This is a genomic window from Micromonospora sp. CNZ286 (assembly GCF_014207755.1).
This window is the reverse complement of the sequence record NZ_JACHIZ010000001.1, coordinates 1-25,903: the sequence shown is the minus strand read 5'-3', so window position 1 is coordinate 25,903 and position 25,903 is coordinate 1. Positions and strand designations below refer to the sequence as shown.

Sequence of the window (25,903 nt, the reverse complement as noted above, 5' to 3'; positions counted from 1 at the left end):
CGTCCCTTCGGACACCGGCGCGGCCGTGGCCCTACCGCCCCGACCTTCTGGCACTCACCGTACGCGAGTGCCAATGACTTGTTTAGCACTCTCCCTAGCCGAGTGCAAGCACGACAGCCCCGCTCAGCCGAGTTCCGCCGCCAGCCGGGCCGCGTTCACCGGGCCTTCCTGAGCCCGCTGTTCGGCGTACGTGACGACCAGCCCGACCTGCTGCGCCAGGTACGCCGGGGCAGCCAGCAGGGCGCCGAACACGGCGAGCGCCACGGCGCCGATCGCGGTGCCGACGGCCTTCATCGGCTCGACGCCGAACACCGCCCCGCTGATCCCGCCCACGACCGCGTCCAGCACCGTCGCCGCGAGGAGGACCGCCATCACCAGCGCGACCCGGCCCAGCACCATGCCGAACCGGCTGTGGAACATCCGCCACGCCCGCCCGATCGGCTCCCGCCGCTCGAACAGGTAGACCGGACCGAACAGGGCCAGCGCGAACGCGGCGTAGAGGCCGGGCAGCAGGCAGAAGCAACTGCCGATCATGACCAGCAGCGAGACCAGGAGCGTCCAGCCCCACAGGCCGAGGGCACGGCGCAGCCCGTACCGGAAGGCGGCGCCGAGTCCGGTCGGTTCGCCGGCCGCCTGGCGGGCGACCACCCAGGTGCCGGCGGCCCAGCCCGCCGCCTGGAGCAGGCCGAAGACCAGCCCGGCGGACAGGAGCACGCCGTAGAAGGCGAACATCTGCCCCCAGAAGCCGGCCGGCAGCACCGGGGCACCGTCCGGGGCGGTCGCCATCTCGCCCTCGGGGCTGAAGACGAGCGTGAGGACGCCGATCACCGCCGCCGGGACGACCTGGGTGAGCAGCACGATGGGCAGCAGTTGCCGCCAGCCGCGCCGCAGCGCGGCGGTGCAGCGGGCGAACCAGGGACCGATGCCCGCGTGCGGCGGGTTGACGAGCGGATCCTGCGGGTCGATGCCCGGGAACCAGCCGGCGTACGCCCCGGGACCGGCCGGCACCGGGTACGCCGCACCGGGGACCGGGTAGGCCGCACCGGGCATCGGATAGCCCGGGTACGCCGGACCACCCCATCCCGGCGGCGGGGTGCCCGGCGGCGCGTTCCAACCGTGCGGAGGAGTGCCCGGCGCGTTCCAGCCCTGCGGAGGAGTGCCCGGCGCGTTCCAACCGTGCGGAGGAGTGCCCGGCGGCACGGTCCAGCCCTGCGAGGTGTGGCCGGGTGAGGTGTCATCCGGCGCGGTCCATCCGGGCGGGGTGGCCGGGAACGGGGCGCCGGGCTGCGGGGTGTCGTACCCCGGCTCGGCCGGGACGATCGGCACGGGGCCGGTATGACCCGCCCACGGGTCGGCGCCGGACGCGCCGGAGGCGGGCGTGGCCCCTCCGGTGGCCCCAAACGGTCCCGGTGCCGGCTCGGCGGCGGGCGGCGGGGGCGCGGTCGGGTCGGCCGGAGGGCCGGACGCCGCCGGCTCGGTGGAACCCGACGGGGGCAGATCGGACATGGGCCCTCCTCAGCGACTACGGCTGGAACGGCTCATGATCTTCCATGGTGGTCGGCCGCAACGCAGCCCCCGGGCCGGGGTCCGGTCGCGGGAGCACCGCCCGCCGCAGGTCAGGCGATGACGCGGACCCGCTCGGCCTGCGGACCCTTCTGCCCCTGCGCGATCTCGAACTCGACGCGCTGGCCGTCGTCGAGCGCCTTGTAGCCGTCCATCTCGATCGCGGAGAAGTGGACGAAGACGTCCTGCCCGCCGTCGACGGCGATGAAGCCGTAGCCCTTTTCGGCGTTGAACCACTTCACGGTGCCCTGTGCCACGGTGCACTTCCTCACTCTGCGCGGCGTTCCAACACCCGGAAACCGGCGGACCGGCACCGGTGGCGCACCGGTCCAGCGATCGGCGACGCTGAATTCGGTGACCGAAATCGCACGCTACACGAGGCGTGACGACGGCGCACGACCACAAATCGGGCATATTCCGGGGCGTACCCGGGCCTGTCGCACACCCGCTGCGGGCCGTCCGGTATGCATGCGGCATGACCAGCGTGAGCACCACGACCACCGTCCGCCGGGTCCGGCCGGAGGACGCCGGCCGGATGCGGGCGCTCCGGCTGGAGATGCTGGCCGACTCCCCGCTGGCCTTCCTGGAGACGGTGGCCGAGGCCGCCGCCCGGCCGCACGCGGAGTTCGCGGCCCGGGTCGCGGCCGTCTCCCGGGGCGACCACACCGCGCAGTTCGTGGCCGACCCGGGCGGCCGTCTGGTCGGCCACGCCGGCGGCATCGCCGCGCCGGACGAGCCGGGCCTGACGCTCGTCTACGCGGTCTACGTGACGCCGGCCCGGCGGGGCAGCGGCCTGCTGGCGGCGCTCGTCGACGAGGTGGCGGCCTGGTCGCGCGCCTGCGGACGGCCCGAGCTGATGATGGAGGTGGTGGTCGGCAACGACCGCGCCTACCGGGCCTATCAGAAGCTGGGCTTCGTGGACACCGGCGTACGCGTGCCGCACCCCCGGATCGCCGGTCTGCACGAGCTGCAGATGCGCCGCCCGGCCTGAGCCGGCGCGGCGTTAATAAGGGGCCCCTCCTCTACCGGAGGCGTTAAGAAGGGGCCCCTCCTTTCAGACGTGCCGGCGGCTCTGCACGATGCGGAACCGGTTGGCGACGTACGCGCCGTCGGTCAGCGCCGAGTTGGCCGCCGCGTTCGCGCCCGAGCCGTGGAAGTCGGAGAACGCCGCCGACTGGTTGACGAACACCCCGCCGGTCAGGTTGCAGGACAGGTGCACCCCGGCGTCGATCGCCGCCGCCTCGGCCGCGTCCAGCACCGCCTCGTTCGAGGAGTAGACGCCAGCGGTCAGCGCGCCCTTCTCCCCCACCGTCTCGCGCAGGATGCGCAGGCTGTGCTCGGTGGAGTCGGTGGCGATGGCGAACGAGATCGGCCCGAACCACTCCCGCGAGTAGGTGGCGGTGTCGGACGCGTCGAGCTTCACCACAGTCGGCGTACGCACCACCGCGCCGGGGAAGGACGGGTGCTCGACGGTGCGCGACTCCAGCACCGGCTCGCCGACCTTGGTGACCTCCTCCAGCCGCTCCAGCACGCCGTCGTTGACGATCGCGCCGGTCAGCTCGACGCCCCGGGCCGGGTCGGCGGTCAGCTTGGCGACCGCGCCGGCGATCCCGGCGGCCACCTCGTCGAAGCTCTTGTGCCCCTGGTCGGTTTCGATACCGTCGCGCGGGATCAGCAGGTTCTGCGAGGTGGTGCACATCTGGCCGCTGTACAGCGTCAGCGTGAAGCCGAGGTTGCGGCAGAGCCCGGCGAAGTCGTCGGTGGAGTCGATCACCACCGTGTTCAGGCCGGCCTTCTCGGTGTAGACGGCGGCCTGCCGGGCGTTCGCCTCCAGCCAGTCGCCGTACTCGGTGGAGCCGGTGAAGTCGACGATCTTGACGGCCGGGTGCAGGGCCAGCGTGGTGGCGAGCTTCTCGCCGTCGGTCTCGGGGGCGAGCTGCACCAGGTTCGGGTCGAAGCCGGCCTCGGCGAGCACCTGCCGGGCGTACCTGACGGTGATCGCCAGCGGCAGCACCGCGCGCGGGTGCGGCTTCACCACCACCGGGTTGCCGGTGGCGAGCGAGGCGAACAGACCGGGGTACGAGTTCCAGGTCGGGAACGTGTTGCAGCCGATGACCAGCGCGACACCGCGCGGCACCACGTGGAACGTCTTGGTCATCCGCAGCGGGTCGCCCTTGCCCGCGGCCTTCTCCCAGCCGGCGGTGCCCGGGTGGCGGGTCATCTCGGCGTACGCGTAGGCGACCGCCTCCAGCGCGCGGTCCAGCGCGTGCGCGCCACCGGCCTGGAACGCCATCACGAACGCCTGGCCGCTGGTGAACTGCACCGCGTTGGCCAGCTCGAACACGTTGCGGTGCAGCCGGTCCAGGATCTCCAGGCAGACACCGGCCCGGGCCTGCGGGCCCGCGTCGCGCCAGGCGGGCAGCGCGGCGCTTGCAGCGGACACCAGCTGGTCGGCGCCCGCGTGCGGGTAGCGCACGTCCAGCGCCACCCCGAACGGGCTGGCCTCGGTGGCCACCGTGGTGCCGTCACCGGCCTGGTCGAGCGGGAAGTCCCCGCCCAGGTACGCCTCGAAGGCGGCCTTGCCGTCGGCGGCGGCGGTCTCGCCGTACACCCGGGGGCTGGGCGACTCGGGATAGGCCGACCAGTACCCGCGCTCCGCGATGGCGGTCAGCGCCCGGTCGAGGGTCTCGCGGTGCCTGTCGTACAGGGGGTGCGGGGTCTCCGTCATGCCCGCCATCATGCAACAGAAAGGCACCAGATCAGTAGGGGCGTGTCACAACTCAGATCGTCAACTGCCAGTCGACCGAACCGGCGGCGGGGCGGAACCCGAGTTGCTCGTTGATCGCGATCATGTGGCGGTTCGCGGCCGCGTTCCAGGTGTCGACGGCCCGCAACGCCGGTTCGTGCGCCAGCGCGTACTCCAGGTTCCCGGCCTTGCAGAGCAGGCCCAGCCGGTGGCCGCGGTGGCCGGGGTCGACGAGGGTGATCTGCTGCCAGGCGTGGTCGGTGCTGCTCGCGTCCAGGCTGAGCTGGGTCCACCCGACCAGGCGGCCGGTCGCCTCGTGCACCGCGCCGGTGTTGTACCGGCGTACGCCCCGGGCGTCCAGCGCCCGCTCCGCGTCCCGCACCCGCGCGGCGTCCACCTGCTCCGGCTCCCAGTCCAGCTCGCCCATCGGCGCGTCGAGCAGCAGCCGGCCCTCCAGGTAGGCGACGTCCGCGACGTACTCCTCGGGCGTGTGGTCGCGCCACCGCACCGGCCGGTAGCCGGTCGCCGCGGCGCGCGCGTCGGCCAGCAGCGCGGCGAGCCGGTCACGGTCGAGCCCGGCCACGTCGAGGCGGCGGCGGACGTCGGCCAGCGCCGGCTTGGCGCCCACAGCGGCGGCGAACGCGGCACCGGGGAAGACCCGCCCCTCCTCGCCGGGCAGCGCGGCGACGGTAGCGCCGACCAGTCGTTTGCCGCCGTGCTCCCGCAGCAGCCGGACGCCGTGGTCGTGCAGCGTGCGCCCGATGCCCTGCCGCCGGTACGCCGGGTCCACGGTCAGCTCGACGCTCGCGTTCTCGGTGTTGTCGATCGTGTGCAGGTAGAGCCGGAGCCAGCCGACGGGCTGCCCGTCCAACCGGGCCACCAGCCAGCGCGTGTCGATGCCGGGCATCGGGTGCCGCAGCGGCGCCTCGAACCGCCGCCGGCAGAGGTCGGGCAGGTCCGGCTCGTCGACGGCCTGCGCGCCGCAGGCGATCCGGTAGACCGCGTCGAGCGTCGGCCGGTCGGTCGGATCCAGCGGCGTCACCGTGAGCGTCATGCCACCGAGGGTGCGCCGGACACAGCGAAGAGGCCAGCGGTTTTCCGCTGGCCTCTTCGGACGTTGGTCGGGAGGGACGTCCGCACAACGCCTCCGGCGTTGGGTCGCAAGAACTTGAAAAGTCTCCGGCGGATGCCCTCCCGCACGAAGCATCTTGCGCCGTCCGGTTCCTGCCGTCAAGTCCTTGAGGGCGGTTTTCTGGCACTCACCGCACATCACCGGTTACCCACCGGTCTCACCCGATCCCCCACCCGGGCGAGCCCCACCTCCCCCACCCGGCCACCCCCGCCAGCGGCGGTGATCAAGGAGTTCGTGTCACGAAACGGCCCGGCCGCCGACACATACTCCTTGATCATCGCGCAGGTGGCGGAGGACCGGAGGGGTCAGGCCAGGAGGCCGGCGTCGCGGGCGGCGCGGAGGCTGGGCTTGATGCGGTGGGTGGGGCCGACCTGGGTGGCCACCGCGTCGAGCGTCTTCAGGCCCTCGCCGGTGTTGAACACCACCGTCTCGGCGGCCGGGTCGAGCCGGCCCGACTCGACCAGCTTGCGCAGCACCGCGACCGTCACGCCGCCGGCCGTCTCGGCGAACACCCCTGTGGTACGGGCGAGCAGCCGGATGCCCGCGCGGATCTCGTCGTCGTCGGCGTAGTCCATCCAGCCGCCGGTACGCCGCACCGCCTCCAGCGCGTACAGCCCGGCCGCCGGGTCGCCGATGTTCAGCGACTTGGCGATGCCGGCCGGCTTGACCGGCACGATCGTGTCGGTGTCGCCGTGCAGCGCGGTGGCGATCGGGTTGCAACCGGCCGACTGCGCGCCGAACACCTTCCAGCCACCGGCCGGCGCCTCGACCAGCCCGATCTCGACCAGCTCGGCGAACGCCTTGTCGATCTTGGTGAGCAGCTCGCCGCTGGCCATCGGGATGACCACCTGGGCCGGGATCCGCCAGCCGAGCTGCTCGGCCACCTCGTAGCCGAGCGTCTTGGAGCCCTCCGCGTAGTAGGGCCGGACGTTCACGTTGACGAACGCGGTGTCCTCGAACTCGTCGGTCTCCACCAGCTCGCCGCAGAGCCGGTTCACGTCGTCGTACGAGCCGTCGATGGCGACCAGGTCGCCGCCGTACACAGCGGTGGTGACGACCTTGCCCTGCTCCAGGTCGCCGGGGATGAAGACGATCGACGGCACGCCGGCCCGGGCCGCGTGCGCGGCGACGGAGTTGGCGAGGTTGCCGGTGGAGGCGCAGGCGTAGCGGGCGAAGCCGAGCGCGCGGGCCGCGGTGAGCGCCACCGAGACGACCCGGTCCTTGAACGAGTGGGTGGGGTTCGCGCTGTCGTCCTTGACCCAGAGCGGCGCGGTGAGCCCCAGTTCGGCCGCGAGGTGCGGGGCGGCGACGAGCGGGGTCAGCCCCGGGTCGAGCGTGACCCGGGTGGCCGGGTCCTGACCGGCCGGCAGCAGCGCCGCGTACCGCCAGATGTTGTCCGGACCGGCCTCGATCTGCTCACGGGTGACGGTGGCGAGCGCGGCGGTGTCGTAGTCGACCTCCAGCGGCCCGAAACACTCGTAGCAGGCGTGCTGCGCGGCGAGCGGGTACCGCGCCGAACAGGCACGGCAGACCAGGGCGCGGGCCGGGCTGAGGGTGGTGTCGATACCGGTGGCGACGGGAAGCGTCGACGTCATGTCGAGGAGTTCCTCTCATCTTTCCCCGCATCGCCGGGTGCGGCGGGGACGGAATTGGCACCTGCCCGCTGTCGCTCGTCGTCGAGCGTGCGGGTGGTTGCCGGGGCGTCGTCGGGCCGTATCCCTCAGCCCCTCTGGATGAGGTATTCAGTTGTGCCGCCGAGTCTAGGCGCTGCTCACGGCCGCGCCACCTCGGGATCCCACGCTGTGGGCCGGCTCGGCGTCCGACCACCGCGACCGGCTCCACCACAGCGGGCTACCCGGGCCTGCTCGATGCGGTCCTCGCCGAGCGCGGCCGAGTGGCATGATCACCCGATGCGGAGATCGGCGCGCCTGATCGGCGCCCTCACCGGCGTGACGCTGATGGCAGCCTGCGCCCCGGCGCAGGGGCCCGCGGAAGGGCTATCCGATTCGACGCCCACGGCGCCGCCGCGGCCGGGTGCCCCCACGGCCGAGCCGACGCCCGCCGCCACCTGCTCCCCGGAGGGCATCGCGATCACCGAACTGGGGGTGAGCGCCGCGATGGGGCTGCGGGCGATGGGCCTGGACCTGCTCAACTGCGGCGACCGGCCGTACGAGCTGCGCGGCTATCCGGCGGTCGCGCTCCGGGACGCCGACGGCGACCCGATCGAGGTGCGGATCATCCCGGGCGCCAAGCCGATCACCTCCGGCTTCGACCACCCGCCCACGCGGATCGTGCTGGCCCCCGGCGAGCGGGCCGGCGCGGCGCTGATCTGGCGGAACCTGGTCACCGACGCGACGGTGCCGGCGACGAACGGCACCGGACTCGACGTCGCGCCGGTGGCCGGCCGGCCGGCGCACCCGGTCGCCCTGGACGGGCCGATCGACCTCGGCAACACCGGCCGGCTGGGCGTCAGTGCGTGGGAGCGCCGCAAGCCCGGCCCGGCCGACACGCCCACGCCGGCCGCCCCGCCCCCGCCCACGACTCCGCCGGTCAATCCGCTGTAGGAACCAGAGCCCGGCACGGGAGCACCCCGACCGGGATCTGGTTCGGTGCGAACGCTCAGACCGGGACCGAGGCCGGCGCGGCGGCGGGCTCGGTCGCGGTGGACCGGCGGCGGGCCAGCAGCGCGTCGAGCGCCCAGTTTCCCGGGCCGAGCACCGCGACCAGCAGGAACGACCAGCAGAAGAGCGCGGCCAGCTCGCCGCCGTTCTGCATCGGCATCAGGTGGTGCGGCTGGTGCACCACGAAGTACGCGTACGCCATCGAGCCGGAGGCGAGCAGCGCGGCCGGCCGGGTGAACAGGCCGACGAGGACCAGCGCGCCGCACACGAGCTGGATCAGCGCCGCCCACCAGCTGGGCCAGGTGGCGAACGGCACGGCCCCGCCGGTGGCCGGATTGCCGCCGAAGACGCCGAAGATCGAGGCGGCGCCGTGGCAGAGGAAGAGTACGCCGGTGACGATGCGGAACAGGGACAACACAGGGGCTTTCAGCTGTGCCGGGATCATAGGGAACCTCCTGGTACGGGTGCCGGACGCCGTCCAGGATGGGGGGACTACTGATCGATGTTAATCGATTTCTTTGCAGGCGGGACAACCCTGTGGGAACGCTCCCATGATATGGGCCGGACCACTCGCGTGGCGACCCCGTCCGGTCACCTCAGCTCGTGACGTCCTTGCGGGTGAAGCGCCAGAAGGCCAGACCCCAGAACAGCGTGGCGTAGACGACCGCCGAGAAGGCGCCCTTGACCACGTCGTCGGTCTGCATCGGTGTCGACAGCAACCCCAGCCAGGCGCTGCTGTAGTGGGTCGGCAGCAGGTTCCGCAGCCCGCCCAGCGCGGTGATCTGGTCCAGGATGCTGGACAGGATCCACAGCAGCACCGCCCCGCCGACCGCGCCGAGCGCGGCATCGGTGGTCACCGACAGCAGGAACGCCAGCCCGGCCACCACCAGCAGCACGACCGCGAGATAGCCGAGCACGCCGAGCAGCCGCAGCAACCCGTCGGCCGGGGCCAGTTCGGCCGAGACCTGGCTGCTCAGCGGCTTCCAGCCGTACCGGAGCGTGCCGGCGAGCAGCGCGGTGCCGGCCAGCAACAGCAGGGCCAGCCCGGAGTACGCGAGCGCGACGACCAGCTTCACCGCGAGCAGCCGGGCCCGGGGCACCGGCACGGCGAGCAGGTAGCGCAGGCTGCCCCAGCTCGCCTCGCTCGCCACCGTGTCGCCGCAGAACAGCGCCACCACCACGACCAGCAGGAACGACGCGGACACCAGGATCGAGAACAGGGTGAAGTTGAGCCCGCCCGAGGTGGCCAGGTCGGCCAGGCTGGAGAACTCGCCCCGCCCGCCGTCGTCGTCGTCCCCGGCGTCGAACTGGAACGCCACCAGGATGATCAGCGGCAGCAGCACCATGAACCCCAGCGCGAGCTGGGTACGCCTCCGCGACGCCTGCCGACGGAACTCCGCGGCGAACGGGAGCGTGGCCGAGGGCCGGTAACCGGCCGCCGCCCCGCCCGCGCCCGGCTCCGCCGTACCGGACGTGCCGCCACCAGGCGACGATGCCACCGACGAACCCGCCATCACCGGTCCCCGCTTCCCCGAGAGTTCTCGCCCACCAGGGCGAGGAACGCGTCCTCCAGGCGGCGCCGGGGCACCACCCGGTCCACCCCGATCCCGGCGCGGACCAGTTCGGCCACCACCTCGCTGCGGGCGGTGCCGTTGGTGTCGACCACCAGCCCGCCGTCGCCGTCGGGCAGCACCCGTACGCCGCCGAGCCGGCCGAGCACCGTACGCGCCGCGTCCGGGTCGCTCACCTCGAACAGCACGCTCGGCGACTCGCCGACGATCTCCTCCACCGGGCCGGACGCCACGATCCGGCCCTTGTTCACCACCACCGCGTGCGTGCAGGTCTGCTCCACCTCGGCCAGCAGGTGGCTGGAGACCAGCACCGCCCGGCCGTCGGTGGCGTAGCGCTGGAGCACCCGGCGCATCTCGGCGATCTGCGGCGGGTCCAGCCCGTCCGTCGGCTCGTCCAGCACCAGCAGCTCGGGCAGGCCGAGCATGGCCTGGGCGATGGCCAGCCGCTGCCGCATGCCGTGGCTGTACTTCTTCGTCCGGCGGTGCACCGAGTCGCCCAGGCCGGCGATCTCCAGCGCCTCGTCGAAGTGCGCGTCCTCCCACGGCCGGCCGGTGGCCCGCCAGTACGCCTTGAGGTTGTCCAGACCGGACAGGTGCGGCAGGAAGCCCGGCCCCTCGACCAGCGCGCCGATCCGGGACAGCACCGGCGAGCCCGGCACCAACCGGTGACCGAAGACGTAGATCTCACCGGCGGTGGGCTGGGTCAGCCCCATCAGCACCCGCAGCGTGGTGGTCTTGCCCGCACCGTTCGGCCCGAGCAGGCCGACCACCTGACCGGGGTGCACCTCGAAGTCCACGTCGGAGACCGCGACGAAGCCGTCCGCGTACTCCTTGCGCAGGTTGCGCACGGCGAGCGGGACGCCCGCGTACTCCGGGTGCACGGAGTCGTCCTGGCGACGGTGCCGGCGGCGGGTGAGCAGCACGACCACGACGAGCCCGGCCACGATCGCGGCGAGCAGGCCGGCCAGCGCCCAGCGCCAGATCGCGGCGGTGGTGGGGATCGGCGTGGCGTCGACGGTGGGCAGCGTCAGCGGCCCGTCGGCGAGCGCCACCGTGTGCACGGCCGGTTCGGCGGGCGAGGCGTACGCCTGGTCCGACGTCGCCACCACGAGCCGCAGCCGGTGCCCGGCCTCGACCCGCCGGACGATCCCCGGCAGCGTCACGGTGACCGGCGTGGCCGCGTCGACGGTGGCCGGCAGGCCGGTCAGGCGCACCGGCGCGACCAGGCCGGACGGCAGCGTGGCAGCGCCCTGCGGGTCGACGTCGTAGAGCTTCACGAACAGCACCGCCTCGCCGGTCGGGGAGGCGGCCCTGATCCGCACGGTGGGCGCGCCCACCACGTCGACCGGCTCGTCCAGCGGCGCCGACTCGAAACGGGCGTGCTGGCCGGGGATGTCACCGGCGACGCCGTCCAGCAGCGAGCCGAGCGCGCCCGCGAACGGCACCGAGGAGATCGCCGCCGGGTTGCCGTTCGGCGGTACGGCGACCGGCTGGGGCGGACCGGCGAGCGTCACCTCGCGGCGGTCCTGCCCGGTCAGCCCCGGATAGTCGGCGGTACGGAAGCCGGTCGCCACCAGGCCCCGGTCGAGCGCGTCGAACCCGGCGATCCGGGAGAACGTGAACGTGTCGCCGGGCGCCGCCCCGTCGCCCTTGACGTAGTGGTCGAGCCACTGTGCGGTCAGGAACTTCACCCGGTCGGAGTCGGAGGTGGGTCCGGAGCCGCCGTCGTGGCCGCCGGTGAACCAGGCGACCCGTACCGGGGTGCCGGCGGCGGCGATGCCCCGGGCGTTGGCGTCCGCCTCGGCCAGCGGGAACAGCGTGTCCGCCTCGCCCTGCACCAGCAGCGTCGGCGACTTGATCCGGTCCAGCACGCCGGCCGGCGACGACCGGCGCAGCAGTTCGACCGCCGCCGCGTCGGCCCGGCCGGTGGTGGCGATGCGCAGGTACGCGGCACAGACGTCGGCCGCGAAGCGCCCGCAGGACGGGTCGGCGGCGCCGGCCGGCGCGCGACCGGAACCGGTGCCCGGCCCGGCGCCCGGCTGCGGGCTCGGCTGCGGGCTCGGCGGGCCGGCCGACTCGGGCGCGCCCTCCGGCGCGGCGGCGGTGGCCCCGGAGAGCCCGGCCGGGCCGGATCCGGCGTTCCCGCCGCCGCCGAAGAAGATGCCGGCCCAGCCCTTCTTGAACACGCCGTCGGTGGGCTGCCGGCCACTGCTCTCCGGCAGGAATGCGCGGGACAGGTCGTTCCAGGTGATCATCGGGACGATCGCGTCGATCCGCTGGTCCTGCGCGGCGAGCAGCAGGGCCAGGCCGCCGCCGTACGAGCCGCCGACCACACCGACCCGGGGGTCGCCGGCCGCGTCGAGGCGGATGTCCGGCCGCTGCGCGAGCCGGTCGAGCAGCCGCTGCGCGTCCCGCACCTCGTAGTCGGGGTTGTCCAGGTGGATCTGGCCGCCGCTGCGCCCGAACCCGCGGGCGGTCCAGGTGAGCACCGCGTACCCGCGGGCGACCAGGTCCTCGGCGTCGGAGCGGACCGAGTCCTTGGTCCCGCCGAAGCCGTGCGCCAGCAGCACCGCCGGCACCCGGTTCGACGACGAGGCGTCCTCCGGCAGGTAGAGCGTGGTGTCCAGGTCGACCGGCTCGTCGCCGGAGGGCCCGGAACGCACTGTCACCAGGGCCGGCTCGGTCCGGAAGTCCGCGCCCTGCGGCCGGGCCACCCAGACCAGCGCGGCGGCGACGAGGACGACCACCACCACTGCGGCGACGATGCGGCGCGGATGGCCGGCCAGGGCGCGCCGGAGCCGCGCGGCGGTTGATCTCATGCGCCACACGGTACGGGCCGACGGCTGAGCATTCGCTGAGATCCGCCGTACGTCTGTCCGGTTGCACCGATCGTCGCGTAGCGTCCGTCATCCGCCAAAGGTCCAGAGCATCCCAGCGGGACGTATTCGGATCATGTGAATTCACATCTACAGGCGCAAACCATCGTCGATGTCATTTCTCGGCAACACGATCACACGCTACGTACCTTTCGCCCTGACGCAGGGTCACCCAAAATGGACTGACGCGAAGCCGACTCATCGGCCGAGGTCTCACGCGCGTCCGGTTCGGCTACTTTTCCGGTCCGGTGCACGGGACTGCGTACGGCGACCTCCCGGGGCACCGATCGCCCCGCCGTCGCCGGAGGAGACACACCATGACAGTCCCCGCGTCGCGGGTTCGCCGGCGGCCCGCCGTACCGGGCCGCACGCTCGCCCTGGTGCTGGTGCTGGCGCTGCTGGCCCCGCTCGGGCTGATCTTCGTCCAGGCCGAACGCGACTTCGCCGACGACCACGACCTGGTGAGCCGGGAGCGGCTCGGCGTCCGCTACCTGCGCGCCCTCGGGCCGGTCACCGACACGCTGGTGGAGGCCCAGGCCATCGCCGTCGCCGAAGGGGCCGTCTCCCGGGCCTCGCTCGCCGCCGCCATCGAGGGCGTCGCGGAGGTGGACAACGCCGTCGGCGACGAGCTGCGCACCCACGAACGCTGGGCCGGGCTGCGGGCCAAGCTGGAGGCGCTGCCGGACCGCGGGATCGGTGACCCCGAGGCCGCGTACCGGGCCTACGGCGAGGCGTCCGACCTGCTCCTGGCCCTCTACCGGAAGGTACGGGAGAGCTCCGGCCTGATCCGCGACCCGCGCTCCGACTCGTTCTTCCTCCAGGACGGCATCGGCGGGGACCTGCCCACCGCGACGGTGCTGGCCGGGCGGCTCGTCGACCTGGCCCGGCTGTCCGCCAAGCGCCCCGCCGCCGAACGCGCGCGGGTCGGCGCGGAGCTGGCCGAGCTGCGCGTCTCCGCGCTCGGTCCCGCCACCGACCTGGTCGCCGACCTGCGCTCGGCGGTCGACAGCTCGGAGAGCACCGACCTGGGCGCCAACGTGCTCACGCCGCTGGACACCTACCAGCGCTCACTGGAGACGTTCGCTGTCTACTCGGCGCCCGGCGCCGGCCGCTCCGCGCCGAGCACCGACCAGCTCACCCGCGCCGGGATCAGCGCGCAGAACGCCGCCAAGCAGCTCCGCACGGTCATCCTCGACCAGCTCGACGCGCTGCTGCGGGAACGACTCGACGCCCTGGAGCGGGACCGGCTGCTGGGCCGGATCGCCGCCGGGGCGGCGGTGGTGCTGATCGCCGGGATCGTCGCGCTGCACGTGGCCGCGCTGCGCCGGGACCGGTCCCGGGCCACCCCGGCACGCCGGGAACCGGCCGAGGCCGGGCCGGCGCCGACTGTCCACCCGGAGCCACCGCTCACCGCGCCCGGGGCCGACCGCCAGCCGGTCGCGGTGGGACACGGTGGCGACGCCGACCGGTGGAGGCCGTTCGATGCTGCTCGGTAGGTTACGCATCCGGGGCAAGCTCGCCCTGCTGGTCATCATTCCGCTGCTCAGCATGGTCGGACTCGCCGTACCGGTCGTCATCGACCGGGTCACCGCCGCCCGGGAGGCAGCCGACACCGCCGAGACCGTCCGCGTCGCCAGCCGGGTCGGCAGCCTGGTCCAGGATCTCCAGCAGGAACGCCTGCTGTCGGTCGGGCTGCTGCTCGGGCGGGTGAGCCGGACCGAGCTGATCCAGAAGTCGGCCACCGTCGACGACCGGGTCGCGGACCTGCGCGCCGAGACGCTGCCGACGGCGGTCCGCAAGAGCCTCGACGGGGTACGCCGGCTGGAGGACGTCCGCAACGCCACGCTCGGCGGCCGGGCCACGCCGCAGCAGATCCTGACCGTGTTCGGCGAGGTCGACACCGCCCTGATCGACGCGCTGCGGCTGCCCTTCCAGGTGGACACCGACACCGCGGCCGGACGGCAGGTGCTCGCCCTGGACGCGCTGCTGCGCGTCGACGAGGCACTGAGCTCGTGCACCACGCAGATCGTGCTGGTGAAGGCGACGGGCGATCCGCAGGTGGCCCGGTCGTTCGTGGCCTGCATGGCGGGGCTCAACGTCGACAACCGGCGGTTCCGCAAGCTGATCACGCCGGAGCAGCTGAAGGTGGCCGAGCTGGACGACGCGGCGGTGGCCGCCCGGACCAGCCCGACGTTCCTGGTGGACAGCCTCCGGGATCCGGACAAGGCGATCGCGCCGGTGCCGCTGGACGTGCTGTTCCCGTCGGCCCGGTCGATGATCACGCTGGGCCAGTTCGTGGAGAAGAAGGTCGTCGCGGACGTCATCGCGGAGACCCGCGCCCGGGAACGGGAGGCCCTGACCGCGGCCTGGCTGGTCAGCCTGGCGGCGGCGGCGATCCTGCTCGTCGTGGTGCTGCTGAGCATGACGGTGGCGCGTACGGTGGCCCGGCCGCTGAGCCGGCTCACCCGCTCCGCCGAGCGGGTCGCCCGGGTCACCGAGGCCGAGCTGACCCGGGTCGCCGACGACGAGTCCGAAACGGTCCCCCCGGTACGCCTCGACCCGGTGGAGATCAGCGCCCGGGACGAGATCGGCGACCTGGCCCGCGCGTTCGACCGGGTGCAGCACACCGCCGCCCGGCTGGTCGAGCGGCAGGTCGCCGGGCGGCGCAACGTGGCGCAGATGTTCGGCCACGTCGGCCGGCGTACGCAGAACCTCGTCGGCCGCCAGATCGCGCTCATCGACCGGCTGGAACGGCAGGAGACCGACCCGGGCCGCCTGGAGCACCTCTATCGACTGGACCACATCTCCAGCCGGCTGCGCCGCAACGCGGGCAGCCTGGTGGTGCTCTCCGGCGCCACCGGCTCGGACGGTCACGTGGCGCCGGTCCCGCTGGCCGACGTGGTCCGGCTCGCGCTCGGCGAGATCGAGGACTACACCCGCGTCGACGTGGAGGTACCGCCCGGCGTGGCGGCGGCCCCCGCCATCGCGGGCGACCTGGTGCTGACGCTCGCCGAGCTGATGGAGAACGCCACCTCGTTCTCGCCGCCGCACACCCGTGTGGTGGTGACCGGTGAGCTGACCGAGGGCGGCGCACGACTTGTCGTGGTCGACCACGGCATCGGCCTGACCGAGGACCGGATGACCGAGGAGAACGCCCGGTTCACCCGGCGGGAACGCCTCGACCTCGCCCCGACCGAGGTGCTCGGCCTGTTCGTGGTCGGCCGGCTGGCCCGCCGGCACGGCTGGAGCGTCCGGCTGAGCCACACCCCCGGTAGCGGCGTCACCGCCGCCCTGGAGATCCCGGGCGCCTCGCTCGTGATCCGCCGCCCCGAGCCGGTCGGCGCCGGCCGGGCCGCCGTGTCCGGCACCCGCGAGCCGGAGCCACCGGCCGTCGAGGCGCCGTCCGGCTTCGACGCCGAGCTGCTGACCCGGGCCACGCGCAGCATGTCCAGCGGCGACCCGTGGAACGCCTTCGGCCACCAGGCCGACACCGCGGAGCCGATCGAGGACCAGGGTCGGGCCACCGGCGCTCCGCCGCCGGCCTGGCCGCCGTCGGGCACCCGGCCGGCCGGACCGGCGGCGCGTCCCGGGCACGTCTCCCCGCCGACACCGGTCGTCGGCCCGGCCCCGGCCGCTCCCCCGGCCGCCGGGCCGGCGACCGGCCCGACCCTGACGCCGCCGGCCACCCGCCCGGCCCCGGCGCCCGCCGGGTCATCCCCGGTCATGCCGGCGCCGACCGGGCCGAACCCGGTCGGGCCGCCCGCCGGGCGGCCCGGTACCCGCTCGCCGATCCGGCAGCGGGTGCCCGGCGCGAACCTGCCGGCCACCCCGCCCGCCGGTCCGGCCGGACCGGCCACCGGCGGACCGCTGATCGGCGTACCGGCGGACCCGTCGAGCGTCCGGGCCCTGGTCGAGGCGTTCCAGGACGGGGTACGGCGGGCCGAGGGCGACGTCGACCACGCGCCCCCGGCTGCGGAACGGCCCCGGCTCAGCCGCCGGGTGCCCGGCGCGAACCTGTCCGTCTCCCCGGCGCAGTCCGTGCCCCCCACCAGCTCCGACCCCGGCGACCCCGTCGAGGTACGCAACCGGATCAGCGAGTTCGAGGCGGGCGTCGCCCGTGCTCTGCGCGAAGTCAGTACCGACCGCCGCTACGAAGAGGACCCATCACGGTGACCAGCCCCTTCCTCCACGAGAACGTCGAACAGAGCACCACCGGCGATCTCAGCCCCGAGGCACGCACCTTCAACTGGCTGCTCGACTCGTTCACCTCCAGCACCGCCGGGGTGATGGAGGCGATCGCGGTCTCCTCGGACGGGCTGCTGATGGCCATGTCCGCGATCAAGGACCGGTCCAACGCGGAACGGCTCGCCGCCGTGGTCTCCGGCATGACCAGTCTCGCCGGGGGCGCGGCGAGCTGGTACGCGCTCGGCGCGCTCAACCGGGTGATCGTCGACATGGCCGAGGGATACCTGCTGATCAGCGCGATCAGCAGCGGCTCGGTGCTCGGCGTCGTCGCCGACCGCACGGCGAACCTGGGCACCGTGGCGTACGAGATGACGCTGTTCGCCGGCCGCGCCGGCGGCGCCCTGAGTCCGCGCCTGATCGCCGAGCTGAAGAACGCCGTACAGCAATGATCCCAGGGGCCGCCGGCGCGGACCCGGAGCCGGAACCCGGCGTCCGGATCCGCCCCTTCCTGCACGCGTCCGCTCCGGTGCCGGAGCCGGACGCGGGCGACGGGGAGCCGACCGGCCCACGCCCCTTCGTGCTGACCTCCGGACGGGTGGACGGCGACCCGGCGATCGGCCTGGAGACCCAGGTCACCGCTCGTCCGGGCAGCACCTCGTGGGCGGTGACCGCCCGGTTGGCCCCGGAGCTGGCGGCGATCGTCGCGATCTGCGCCGAGCCCGTCTCGGTGGCCGAGATCTCCGCCCGGACCCGGATGCACTTCGGGGTGACCCGGGTGCTGGTCGGCGACCTTCGCGCCGCCGGCCATCTCGACGTGCACGTCGCGGACGTCGACGACGCCCTCGATCCCGACATCATCCTGCGAGTGATTGATGGACTTCGTGCGATCTCCTGAATGGCCGGCGGCCGCCACGGGTGGGCCGGCCGCCAACAGCGCCCCGAGCCGCTACGGCGGCCCGGCGCCGCTGATCGGCCGGGCCACGCCACCCCCGCCCACGCCGCCGCTGCCGTACCTGCCGCCGGGTGTGCCGCCGGCCGAACCTGCCCCGATCGTCAGCCGGGTACCGGCGCCCCGGCCGCCGATCCCGGTCAAGATCCTCATAGCCGGCGGGTTCGGGGTCGGCAAGACCACCACTGTCGGCGCGATCTCCGAGATCGCGCCGCTGACCACCGAGGCGGAGATGACCACCGCCGGCATCGGCATCGACGACCCGGGCGGGGTCGCCGGCAAGACCACCACCACCGTCGCCATGGACTTCGGTTGCGTGACCATCGACCGCAGCCTGAAGCTCTACCTCTTCGGTACGCCCGGCCAGGCGCGCTTCGGGTTCATGTGGGACGACCTGGCCCGGGGCGCGCTCGGGGCGCTCGTGGTGGTGGACAGCGCCCGGCTCGACGACTGCTACCCGGCGATCGACTTCTTCGAGCGGTCCGGTCTGCCGTTCGCGGTGGGCGTCAACGCCTTCGACGGCCGGCTGGCCCTGGACCTGCCGTCGATCCGCTGGGCGCTGGCGATCGGCGAGCACGTGCCGCTGGTGCAGTTCGACGCCCGGGACCGTCTCTCGGTACGGGACGCCCTGCTCGTCGTCCTGGACCGTGCGCTGGACCGGGCCACCCGATCCCGGGCAGGCTGAACTCGCAGTCGTTTCGATCCGTTGTCTGGCGAAGGGGTGGACGCCATGAGAGGTGATCTGGACGAGACACTGGCCCGGATGGCACGGCGCGAGGAGGCGCTGCGCCGCCGGGCGCCGATGCCCGGCGAACCCGCCGGGACGCCCGAGCGGGACGTACCCGTGGAGGCGGCGGACGAGCCGGGCGACGAGCGGGCGGGACGCGGCGCGTACCGGCTGCGCGGTGGCGAGGCGCCGGTTCGGCGTGACCCGGTCGAGGAGGTCGCCGAGGCGGTCCGGAGGGTGGTGGCGGAGCACCCCGGGCTGGCCGTGACGCTGCGCGTGGAACTGGGCGAGCAGGCGTACCCGCTGCGGGTCTCCTGGTCCGGCGCGGCGGTGACGGTGGGCCCGGCGGCGCCGCCCGCGCCGCCGCCGGCGTGGCCCATGTCGGTGAAGACGGTGCCCGCGCCCGGCCACGACCCGCTGGAGTCCGACCCGGCGGCCCGGCTGGCCGAGATGATCCGGCGCGACCCGTCGCTGCTGGACGATCCGGGCCCGCGCTGACCGGCACCCGATGATCGGGGCGGCTACTGTCGGCGGGTGGCCGAACCCGACCTGACCCTGACCGCGACGCTGCGGCCGGCCGCGCTCGACGCCCGCCGCGGCGTGGTGCGCCTGCATCCCGAGGTGCTCACCGCGCTGGCGCTGCGCCCCGGCGACCCGGTACGCCTGACCGGCCGCCGGGTCACCGCCGGCATCGCGGCCGCCGCCGAGCCGAGCACCAGCGGCGCCCTGCTGCACGCCGACGACCTGCTGCTGGGCAACCTCGGCCTGCGGGCCGGCGGCCAGGTCACTGTGAGCCCGCTGCCGGCGACCCCGGCGCGTCGGCTCACCCTCTCCGGCCCGGCCGCTGTGGTCGCCGCGGTCCCGCCGGAGATGCTGCGGCTCGCGCTGCTGGGCAAGGTGGTCACCGCCGGGGACGACGTCTCGCTGCTGCCGCAGGACGTGCTGCCGGACGCCGCCGTGCGCGGCCTGATCGAGGCCGCGCGGCGCAGTCTGGCCAGTTCCGTCGGGTACGCCTGGACGAGCACGCTGCTCACAGTCGTGTCGGCCGAACCGGCGGTCGGCGCGCTCGTCACCATGGACACGGTGGTGGGCTGGGAGCACGGCGCCGCCACCCGCGGCTCCGGCCCGGCGTCCTCGGCCTCCCCCGCGCGGTTCTCCGCCCCCGCCACGCCGCCCGGGACGGAACCCGACGGGGACCTGCTCGGTCCGGAGGACGCGCCCGACGTGGACGAGCTGCCCGGCCTGCGCGCCCAGGCCGAGGAGCTGACCGAACTGCTGGATCTGGGCTTCCACCACCGCGAGGTGCTGGGCCGGCTCGGCACCACCGTGTCGCTCGGTGTGCTGGTGGAGGGCCCGGCGGGCTCGGGCAAGTCCGCGCTGGTGCGTGCCGTCGCCGCCCGGGTCGGCGCGGGCGTACGGCCGCTCTGGGCGCCGGAGCTGGCCGCGCTCAGCAATGACGCGGCGGCCCGCCGGCTGCGCGAGGCCGCCTCGGCGGTACGCGCCGGTGGTCCCGCCGTGCTGCTGGTCACCGACGTGGAGTCGATCGCCCCGGCCGACGAGCCGGGCCCCCTGGCCACGGTGTTCCGCCAGGTGGTGGCCGAGACGCTGCGGGCCGGTGCCGCTGTGGTGTGCACCAGCGGACGCCCCGAGGCGGTGGATCCGGCGCTGCGCGGCCCGGACCTGCTCGCGCTGCGGATCACCGTGCCGCTGCCCGACGCGGCGCTGCGCCGGGAGCAGTTGACGGTGCTGACCCGTGAGGTGCCGCTCGCAGGTGACGTCCGGCTGGACGAGGTGGCCGCCCGTACCCCCGGGTTCGTCGCGGCGGACCTGGCGGCGCTGGTACGCGAGGCAGGGGTACGCGCGGCGCTGCGCCAGAAGACGGCGGAGACGCCGACGGTGGCGATGGCCGACTTCACCGCCGCGCTGGAGGTGGTCCGGCCGACCACGATGTCCGCGTCCACGCTGGAGCTGGCGTCGGTGACGCTGGACGACGTGGGCGGGCTGCACGAGGTCAAGCAGACGCTCACCGAGTCGGTGCTGTGGCCGCTCACCTATCCGGACACGTTCGCCCGGCTGGGCGTGACGCCGCCGCGCGGGGTGCTGCTCTACGGTCCGCCCGGCTGCGGCAAGACCTACCTGGTGACCGCGCTGGCCGGGTCCGGGCGGGCGAACGTGCTGTCGGTGAAGGGCGCGGAGCTGCTCTCGAAGTGGGTGGGTGAGAGCGAGCGGGCGGTCCGGGAGCTGTTCCGCCGCGCCCGCCAGGCCGCACCCACGCTCGTCTTCCTCGACGAGGTGGACGCGCTGGCCCCGGTACGCGGGCAGGCCACCGACGGCGGTACGACCGACCGGGTGGTGGCGGCGCTGCTGACCGAACTGGACGGGGTGGAGGCACTGCGCAACGTGGTGGTGGTCGGCGCGACCAACCGTCCCGAACTGATCGACCCGGCGCTGTTGCGTCCCGGCCGGCTGGAACGGCTGGTCTACGTGCCGCCGCCGGACGGCCCGGCGCGTACGGAGATCCTCCGCGCCTCGGCCCGGGACGTCCCGCTCGCGCCGGACGTGGACCTCGACGCGCTCGGCGGGGAGCTGGACGGCTTCTCCGCCGCCGACTGCGCCGCGCTGATCCGGGAGGCGGCGCTGGCAGCCATGCGGGAGTCGCTGAGCGCGAGCACCGTGACCGCCGCGCACGTCGAGGCGGCCCGGAACCGGGTCCGCCCCTCCCTGGACCCGGTGCAGCTCGCGCACCTGGAGTCGTACGCCACGGGCCGGTCCTGACGAACCGGCCCGCCTCCGGTCAGCGCTCGTCGCGGCGGCGGGCGGCCGGGCGGCGAGGCCTCTCCGGGACACGGCGGCGGCGCTCGGGTTCGCGCTGCCCGCGTGCCGTCCGGCTGCGGGCACGCTCCGGCTCGGTCAGGACCGGCTCGTCGGCGTACTCGTCGTCGTCGAAGTCGTTGCCCTCGTCGTAGGCGGCGTACTCGTCGTCGGCCGGCCCGGCGTCTCCCCGCTCCTCCCGGAGCGCGGTCTCGTGGTCCTTGACGACCTGGGAGTCCTCGATCTCGCCGCGCCAGCCCTCGACCGCGTCCGGGTCGAGCACGGTCCGGGTCATCACGTGCCGGACGAAGTGCTTCAGCTCCAGCCGGACCCGCCGGCCCTGCGCCCGCCACAGGTTGCCGGTGTGCTCGAAGAAGCCCTGCGGGTGGTACTCCAGCACGACCAGGATCCGGGTCAGCTCCGGGGCGACCTCGTGGAAGCTGACGGTGCCGTCGACCGAGCCCTTCTCGCCCTTGGACCGCCAGTGGACGAGCCGGTCCGGGATCTGCCGGACGATCGTCGACTCCCAGCTCCGGTGCGACCAGAGCACCTGCGCCTTCCAGGTCATCTTCTCGTCGGCGTCGCAGTCGGCCTGCTCGACCTTCTTCATGAAGCTCGGGAAGTCGCCGAACGTCGTCCACTGGTTGTAGGCGACCCGGACCGGCACGCCGACCTCGACGGTCTCGACGATGTTGGTGACCTTGAGCTTCTGGCCGCCGTCCCGGCCACCCTTGCGACCGAACGCCGCCATCAGCTTCTCCTTACCGCCGGCCAGGCCGGCATGGAACATCGCCTTCACCGGGGAGGCGCCCTCGGCGAGCCGTTGCGCGCCGGTGGCGGCGGCGACCAGGCCAGGATCGCCGCCCTGCTTCGCGTACCCGCTCAGCCGCCCGGTGGCGTCGGTGACCCGTTCGGTGACCACCTGCACGGCCCGCTCACCGAGCGCGGAGGCGAGGTTGCGCAGCTCACCGCCGATCTGGTCGCGGGCCCGGTCGGCCAGGCTGCCCGTCGCCACGGCTCACCGCCCCCGATCGGCTCGGGCCGGCACCGGCGCGCCGGGCTGGTCGTCCAGTTCCTGCTCCTCGTCCGGCGCGGAACGCTCGGCGCCCGGCCCGGAACGGTCCTCGTCCGACGCGGAACGCCCGGCGTCCGGCCGGCCCGTACCCGCCTTGCGGCGCAACGCACCGGCGCCCTCACGCAGTCGTCCGCCGATGGCGTCGATGCCGTTGCCGGCGGCGGCGGTCGCGGCCGCGCGGCCCGCGGCCACCAGCGGCGGTGCCAGCCCGCCGAGGTTGCGCAGCTGCGGGTTCGCGGCCATCAGGTCCGCGCCGAGCTGCTTCAGGCCGCCCGGGCGCCTGCTGGCCCGCCCGGCGGCGACCGCCGCGGCGAGCGTCAGCGCGGTACGCATCTTCTTCCGGCGACCCAGCAGGTAGCCGAGACCGACGGCGAACGCCACCCGTGTTCCGCTCTTCATCCGCTCTCCTCCGCGCTCCCCGGGAAAGTCAGGTCCCGGAGACGCGGGCAGTACCCGTCACCCCCTCGGCAAAACACTTCCGTGCAAGCACGAAACCACCCACCGAGGCGACTCTGAGCAGGAGAAACGTGATCGGGGAAGGAAGCGGGGTCAGCGGATCGGCAGGGCCGAATCCAGGGACATCCGGGCGTGCAGCACTCCGTCTTCCTCACGCAGTTCCGCGCCGCACTTACGCAGCACCGAGATCGCCCCCGCGTTGTCCGGCGTGGTGTTCGCGACCACCGTGTGCATCCCGGCCCCGGCGGCGACGTGCAGCAACTGCCGCAGCGCCGCGGCGCCCAGGCCCCGGCCCCGCGCGGACCGGCCGAGCCACATGCCGGTCTCCACTGTTCCCGGCTCGTCCCGGCGGGTCATCCGCACCATGCCGACGACCTCACCGCCGGAGACGATCGCGTACATGGCGGTGCCGGTCGGGCCGTTCAGCCCGCCGAGGCTGGCGCGGTGAAACTCGCGGAACGCGTCGCGGCGGGCCAGCGACCAGCCCGCGGGGGCGTCCACCGGAGGCATGACGTCCTCCGGTTCCGCCTCGGCCGCCGCTACGGAGAGCAACGGTTCCAGGTTCCGTTCGTCCACCGGCTCCAGCCGTACAGCACCCGTCACGTCGCGCAGTCTGCCGCGCGTGGTCCGGGTCGTCCACCCCTTTGGGGAGGGATTGCCGCTATGGCCGACCGCCTCGTCCGGTCGTACCCCCGGGGTGTTCCCGCCTCACGCTGCGTTGTCATCCGACCGGTCGTTCCGACGTGAGCGTGCTCACGCCGAAGGGCCGAACTCGCAGAGCACAGCCGAGGCGTCGTCGGTGCGCTTGTGCCGCCGCAGCCGGTCCGGGTGGTCCCGCTCGGCAGCGCGGACCCGGTCGATCAGCCCTTCCGGACCCTCCACGGTCAGCACCTCCAGCAGCCCGGCCCAGTCGAACAGGCCGAACTGGTCGACAGCGCAGGAGGCGCCGTCACTGAGCAGCGCGGCCCGCCGCAGCGCACCCGGACCGCGCAGCGGAAGCGTCCCGGTCAGCGCGTGGTACGCCGCGTCCGGGTCGCTCGCCGCCGCCCAGTAGCCGTGGGTGCGGTTCATCCGGGTCCGCTGCACGGTCGTCGCGCGCCGGAACCGGGTCACCGGGTCGGTCTCGCCGTCCGGCAGTGCGGCGACGCTGCGGCGCAGGTCCGCCACCGCGTCGGCCAGCCGGTCGTCGGTGACCACCTCGATCCCCTGGTCGGTGTCGAGCACCAGCGGGCTGTCGCAGAGCACCAGGTAGTCGACCCGGTCGCCGCTGTGCCGGAGCAGGCAGACGGTGGAGGACGGGGTGCCGGGATGGTCGAGGTCACACGTTCCGCCGTGATCGGCCCGCACCGCGAGGATCGCCGCCGCGAGGCTGCTCATCAGCGTGGCGGCGGGGCGGGCCGCGATCGCCAGGCCGATCCGGGCGGCCAGGTGCCGGACGTACCAGGCGGGACCGTGCACGCAGCCGGTGTCGAAGCCCTCGGGCACCGTCGCGCCGTCGAGGACGCCGACGAGCGGGCCGAACCGGAAGACCGCGTCCTCGTTCTCCGGTCGGCCGGGCGCCGGGTCGGAGGCGGAACGCACCCGCATCACCGGCGCCTCCGCGACCGGGCGGGCCGGCCTGCTGCCGATCACGTACCGGCGGTCTGGTGCCCCCATCGTCGGCCTCCGTTCGTCGTCGCGGACCGCCTACCCGGACCGCGGCCGGTCATCCGCCGGCCGACCCGATCGAGGTAACCGTGCGTCATCTTCTCCGGACTTTCGGTAGCGTCGGACGCGACCGGGTCGGTCCCGGCGACAGGGGGTTCGAGATGTTGGAGCGGTTGCACGAGGGCGGCATCCGGGCGGAGCACGCCTACCTCGCCGGGTTCGTCAGCATCGGCCTCTCGGTGACCAGCTGGTTCCTCTCCAAGCACATGGAGCGCGCCGGGGTGGCGCGGGCGGACCGCTGGGGCATCTTCATCGGCGAGTGGGCCCCGACGTTCTTCGCCATCGGCAACGGGTTGCGCACGTACGAGAAGTGACGCCGGTCAGCGGCGCCGGTTACGGGCACGCGACGAGCGCAGCCGACGCAGCCGGCCGATCAGCACGGGCTCGGCGGCGAGCGCGGCCGGCTGGTCGAGCAGGGCGTTGAGCAGCTGGTAGTAGCGGGTCGCGGAGAGCCCGAACGTGTCCCGGATGGCTTGTTCCTTGGCGCCGGCGTGCTTCCACCACTGCGCCTCGAACGCGAGGATCCGCTGCTCCCGCTCGGTCAGGCCGGCCGGCGTCGTGCCTACAGCGGCCGCCTCTGCCGCGTCTGGACCGGCCTGCTCGACCGGCGCGGCGGACTCGACGGGCGGAGCGGCGGGCCCGGCCGTGGCGGGCTCGGCGGGCCGGGCGGACTCCGACGGCTCCGACGGTGCGGTGGACTCGACGGGCGGAGCGGTGCGCGGCGGCGGAACCGTCCCGCCCGCGTGGCGCGTACCCGCTGCCGGGCCGGACCGGTCGACGGCGGCCCGCTGCGAGGCGTCGGCGGACATGGCGCTCCTCTCCGACGGCGGGTGACCGGCACGCGGAGCGCGCCGGCCGGGGGAGCCCCAGCGTAACCAGGGTCGCCCCCGGCCGCATCGGACGCGGGGTCCGCGCCGCCGGCACCGGCCGACGGCGCGGACCAGGTCAGGCGATGTCCCGCCGGCGCATCGTCCAGAACGCGGCCGCCAACGCGCCCACCAGCGCCACGCCGAACACCACAGCCGACTGCTGCCAGGTGACCACGTACGTCGCAGGCTCGCAGGCGCCCTGGGAGAACTGGCAGGTGTCGTAGTCGAACAGTTCCGCCTGCTTCAGGAACCACGACTGGGCGTACGTGGACAGCACGTACCGGTCACCGAACTGGACCCCGAGCACGGCGACCGCGATCCGGATGCCGATCTCGCTCACCGCGAAGATGCCCACCGCCGCGCCGAGCGCCATCGCCGTGTGCCGGCCGAGCGAGGCCAGCGCGAACCCGACCGCCGCCACGAGCAGCGTCATCCCCAGCGCCCGCAGACCGTCCAGCCCGATCGACTGCCACACTCCGGCGGTCATCTTCGCGGTGCTGCCGCGCTGGCTGGCGATCAGCCAGAACGCCGCCGTCCAGAGCGCGCCGAGCACCACGGTCAGGCCGAACACGGTGGTGAGCAGGGCGGCCAGCTTCGTGCCCAGCACGGTCAGCC

At 74.1% G+C, this 25,903-nt stretch carries 23 protein-coding genes, 1 pseudogene and 1 riboswitch; of the genes and pseudogenes, 10 read left to right on the top strand and 14 right to left on the bottom strand.

The window, feature by feature from the left end; all coding sequences use genetic code 11:
* Positions 1 to 123: 123 nt before the first annotated feature.
* Together FHX31_RS00120 and FHX31_RS00115 are read right to left on the bottom strand one after the other, a co-directional pair.
* Positions 124 to 1,506: a hypothetical protein gene (locus tag FHX31_RS00120; protein ID WP_123110816.1), complete on the bottom strand. Its 1,383-nt coding sequence runs from the start codon at positions 1,504 to 1,506 to the stop codon at positions 124 to 126.
* A 110-nt stretch (positions 1,507 to 1,616) separates the two neighbouring features.
* Positions 1,617 to 1,820, bottom strand: coding sequence for a cold-shock protein (locus FHX31_RS00115; RefSeq protein ID WP_013288855.1), 204 nt, complete (start codon positions 1,818 to 1,820; stop codon positions 1,617 to 1,619).
* Positions 1,821 to 2,038: 218 nt separating this feature from the next.
* On the opposite strand from FHX31_RS00115, the gene FHX31_RS00110 reads away from it, so the two are divergent.
* On the top strand, positions 2,039 to 2,554 hold the full coding sequence (locus FHX31_RS00110; RefSeq protein WP_013288856.1) for a GNAT family N-acetyltransferase: 516 nt from the start codon (positions 2,039 to 2,041) through the stop codon (positions 2,552 to 2,554).
* Positions 2,555 to 2,617: 63 nt separating this feature from the next.
* Here FHX31_RS00110 and paaN read toward each other — a convergent pair whose 3' ends face one another.
* The 3 genes from paaN to thrC all read right to left on the bottom strand — a co-directional run bounded on the left by paaN (position 2,618) and on the right by thrC (position 7,036).
* Complete coding sequence (gene paaN, locus FHX31_RS00105; protein ID WP_184974474.1) at positions 2,618 to 4,291, bottom strand: phenylacetic acid degradation protein PaaN; 1,674 nt, start codon at positions 4,289 to 4,291, stop codon at positions 2,618 to 2,620.
* 52 nt (positions 4,292 to 4,343) lie between these two features.
* Entirely contained in the window at positions 4,344 to 5,363 is a 1,020-nt protein-coding gene (locus tag FHX31_RS00100) for a GNAT family N-acetyltransferase (RefSeq protein WP_184974471.1), read from the bottom strand.
* A gap of 383 nt (positions 5,364 to 5,746) precedes the next feature.
* Complete coding sequence (gene thrC / locus FHX31_RS00095) at positions 5,747 to 7,036, bottom strand: threonine synthase (protein ID WP_013288859.1); 1,290 nt, start codon at positions 7,034 to 7,036, stop codon at positions 5,747 to 5,749.
* Between the two features lie 12 nt (positions 7,037 to 7,048).
* A riboswitch (SAM riboswitch) is annotated at positions 7,049 to 7,181 on the bottom strand.
* Positions 7,182 to 7,351: 170 nt separating this feature from the next.
* Between thrC and FHX31_RS00090 the strand changes: the two genes are divergently transcribed.
* Positions 7,352 to 8,005, top strand: coding sequence for a DUF4232 domain-containing protein (locus FHX31_RS00090; protein ID WP_402883392.1), 654 nt, complete (start codon positions 7,352 to 7,354; stop codon positions 8,003 to 8,005).
* Positions 8,006 to 8,060: 55 nt separating this feature from the next.
* Here FHX31_RS00090 and FHX31_RS00085 read toward each other — a convergent pair whose 3' ends face one another.
* From FHX31_RS00085 to FHX31_RS00075, 3 genes are all read right to left on the bottom strand, one after another.
* Positions 8,061 to 8,507: a DoxX family protein gene (locus tag FHX31_RS00085; protein WP_184974466.1), complete on the bottom strand. Its 447-nt coding sequence runs from the start codon at positions 8,505 to 8,507 to the stop codon at positions 8,061 to 8,063.
* A 151-nt stretch (positions 8,508 to 8,658) separates the two neighbouring features.
* A complete protein-coding gene (locus FHX31_RS00080; RefSeq protein ID WP_184974461.1) occupies positions 8,659 to 9,576 on the bottom strand; it encodes an ABC transporter permease in 918 nt (305 codons plus the stop codon).
* A complete protein-coding gene (locus FHX31_RS00075) occupies positions 9,576 to 12,452 on the bottom strand; it encodes an alpha/beta fold hydrolase (protein ID WP_184974458.1) in 2,877 nt (958 codons plus the stop codon). Before FHX31_RS00075 ends, FHX31_RS00080 begins: the two co-directional genes overlap by 1 nt.
* 374 nt (positions 12,453 to 12,826) lie before the next feature.
* On the opposite strand from FHX31_RS00075, the gene FHX31_RS00070 reads away from it, so the two are divergent.
* Genes FHX31_RS00070 through FHX31_RS00040 form a run of 7 tightly spaced genes read left to right on the top strand, consistent with a single transcriptional unit; the run spans position 12,827 to position 21,145 of the window.
* Positions 12,827 to 14,005, top strand: a complete 1,179-nt coding sequence (locus FHX31_RS00070) for a hypothetical protein (RefSeq protein ID WP_091330684.1) — start codon at positions 12,827 to 12,829, stop codon at positions 14,003 to 14,005.
* On the top strand, positions 13,992 to 16,682 hold the full coding sequence (locus tag FHX31_RS00065) for a nitrate- and nitrite sensing domain-containing protein (protein ID WP_184974454.1): 2,691 nt from the start codon (positions 13,992 to 13,994) through the stop codon (positions 16,680 to 16,682). Before FHX31_RS00070 ends, FHX31_RS00065 begins: the two co-directional genes overlap by 14 nt.
* A complete protein-coding gene (locus FHX31_RS00060) occupies positions 16,679 to 17,143 on the top strand; it encodes a roadblock/LC7 domain-containing protein (RefSeq protein ID WP_013288866.1) in 465 nt (154 codons plus the stop codon). Before FHX31_RS00065 ends, FHX31_RS00060 begins: the two co-directional genes overlap by 4 nt.
* Positions 17,140 to 17,589, top strand: a complete 450-nt coding sequence (locus FHX31_RS00055; protein ID WP_013288867.1) for a DUF742 domain-containing protein — start codon at positions 17,140 to 17,142, stop codon at positions 17,587 to 17,589. Before FHX31_RS00060 ends, FHX31_RS00055 begins: the two co-directional genes overlap by 4 nt.
* Positions 17,567 to 18,328, top strand: a complete 762-nt coding sequence (locus FHX31_RS00050) for a GTP-binding protein (protein ID WP_013288868.1) — start codon at positions 17,567 to 17,569, stop codon at positions 18,326 to 18,328. The genes FHX31_RS00055 and FHX31_RS00050 overlap by 23 nt, the downstream gene beginning before the upstream one ends.
* Before the next feature lie 45 nt (positions 18,329 to 18,373).
* Positions 18,374 to 18,868 carry a hypothetical protein gene (locus FHX31_RS00045; protein WP_013288869.1) on the top strand — a complete coding sequence of 165 codons (495 nt, stop codon included), beginning with the start codon at positions 18,374 to 18,376 and terminating at the stop codon, positions 18,866 to 18,868.
* A 36-nt stretch (positions 18,869 to 18,904) separates the two neighbouring features.
* Positions 18,905 to 21,145: an AAA family ATPase gene (locus FHX31_RS00040; RefSeq protein WP_184974451.1), complete on the top strand. Its 2,241-nt coding sequence runs from the start codon at positions 18,905 to 18,907 to the stop codon at positions 21,143 to 21,145.
* Positions 21,146 to 21,164: 19 nt separating this feature from the next.
* Here FHX31_RS00040 and FHX31_RS00035 read toward each other — a convergent pair whose 3' ends face one another.
* From FHX31_RS00035 to FHX31_RS00020, 4 genes are all read right to left on the bottom strand, one after another.
* Positions 21,165 to 22,196: an SRPBCC family protein gene (locus FHX31_RS00035; RefSeq protein WP_123110822.1), complete on the bottom strand. Its 1,032-nt coding sequence runs from the start codon at positions 22,194 to 22,196 to the stop codon at positions 21,165 to 21,167.
* Positions 22,197 to 22,199: 3 nt separating this feature from the next.
* Complete coding sequence (locus tag FHX31_RS00030; RefSeq protein ID WP_013288872.1) at positions 22,200 to 22,655, bottom strand: hypothetical protein; 456 nt, start codon at positions 22,653 to 22,655, stop codon at positions 22,200 to 22,202.
* Positions 22,656 to 22,805: 150 nt separating this feature from the next.
* Positions 22,806 to 23,315, bottom strand: coding sequence for a GNAT family N-acetyltransferase (locus tag FHX31_RS00025; protein WP_013288873.1), 510 nt, complete (start codon positions 23,313 to 23,315; stop codon positions 22,806 to 22,808).
* Positions 23,316 to 23,465: 150 nt separating this feature from the next.
* The gene (locus FHX31_RS00020; RefSeq protein WP_047891120.1) at positions 23,466 to 24,368 is read right to left on the bottom strand and encodes a hypothetical protein; all 903 of its coding nucleotides are present in this window, start codon (positions 24,366 to 24,368) and stop codon (positions 23,466 to 23,468) included.
* Positions 24,369 to 24,520: 152 nt separating this feature from the next.
* On the opposite strand from FHX31_RS00020, the gene FHX31_RS00015 reads away from it, so the two are divergent.
* The gene (locus tag FHX31_RS00015) at positions 24,521 to 24,733 is read left to right on the top strand and encodes a hypothetical protein (protein WP_013288875.1); all 213 of its coding nucleotides are present in this window, start codon (positions 24,521 to 24,523) and stop codon (positions 24,731 to 24,733) included.
* A gap of 6 nt (positions 24,734 to 24,739) precedes the next feature.
* Here FHX31_RS00015 and FHX31_RS00010 read toward each other — a convergent pair whose 3' ends face one another.
* Together FHX31_RS00010 and FHX31_RS00005 are read right to left on the bottom strand one after the other, a co-directional pair.
* The gene (locus tag FHX31_RS00010) at positions 24,740 to 25,228 is read right to left on the bottom strand and encodes a DUF3263 domain-containing protein (protein WP_071097588.1); all 489 of its coding nucleotides are present in this window, start codon (positions 25,226 to 25,228) and stop codon (positions 24,740 to 24,742) included.
* Between the two features lie 136 nt (positions 25,229 to 25,364).
* Positions 25,365 to 25,903: pseudogene (locus FHX31_RS00005) on the bottom strand (ABC transporter permease subunit); the annotation flags it as partial.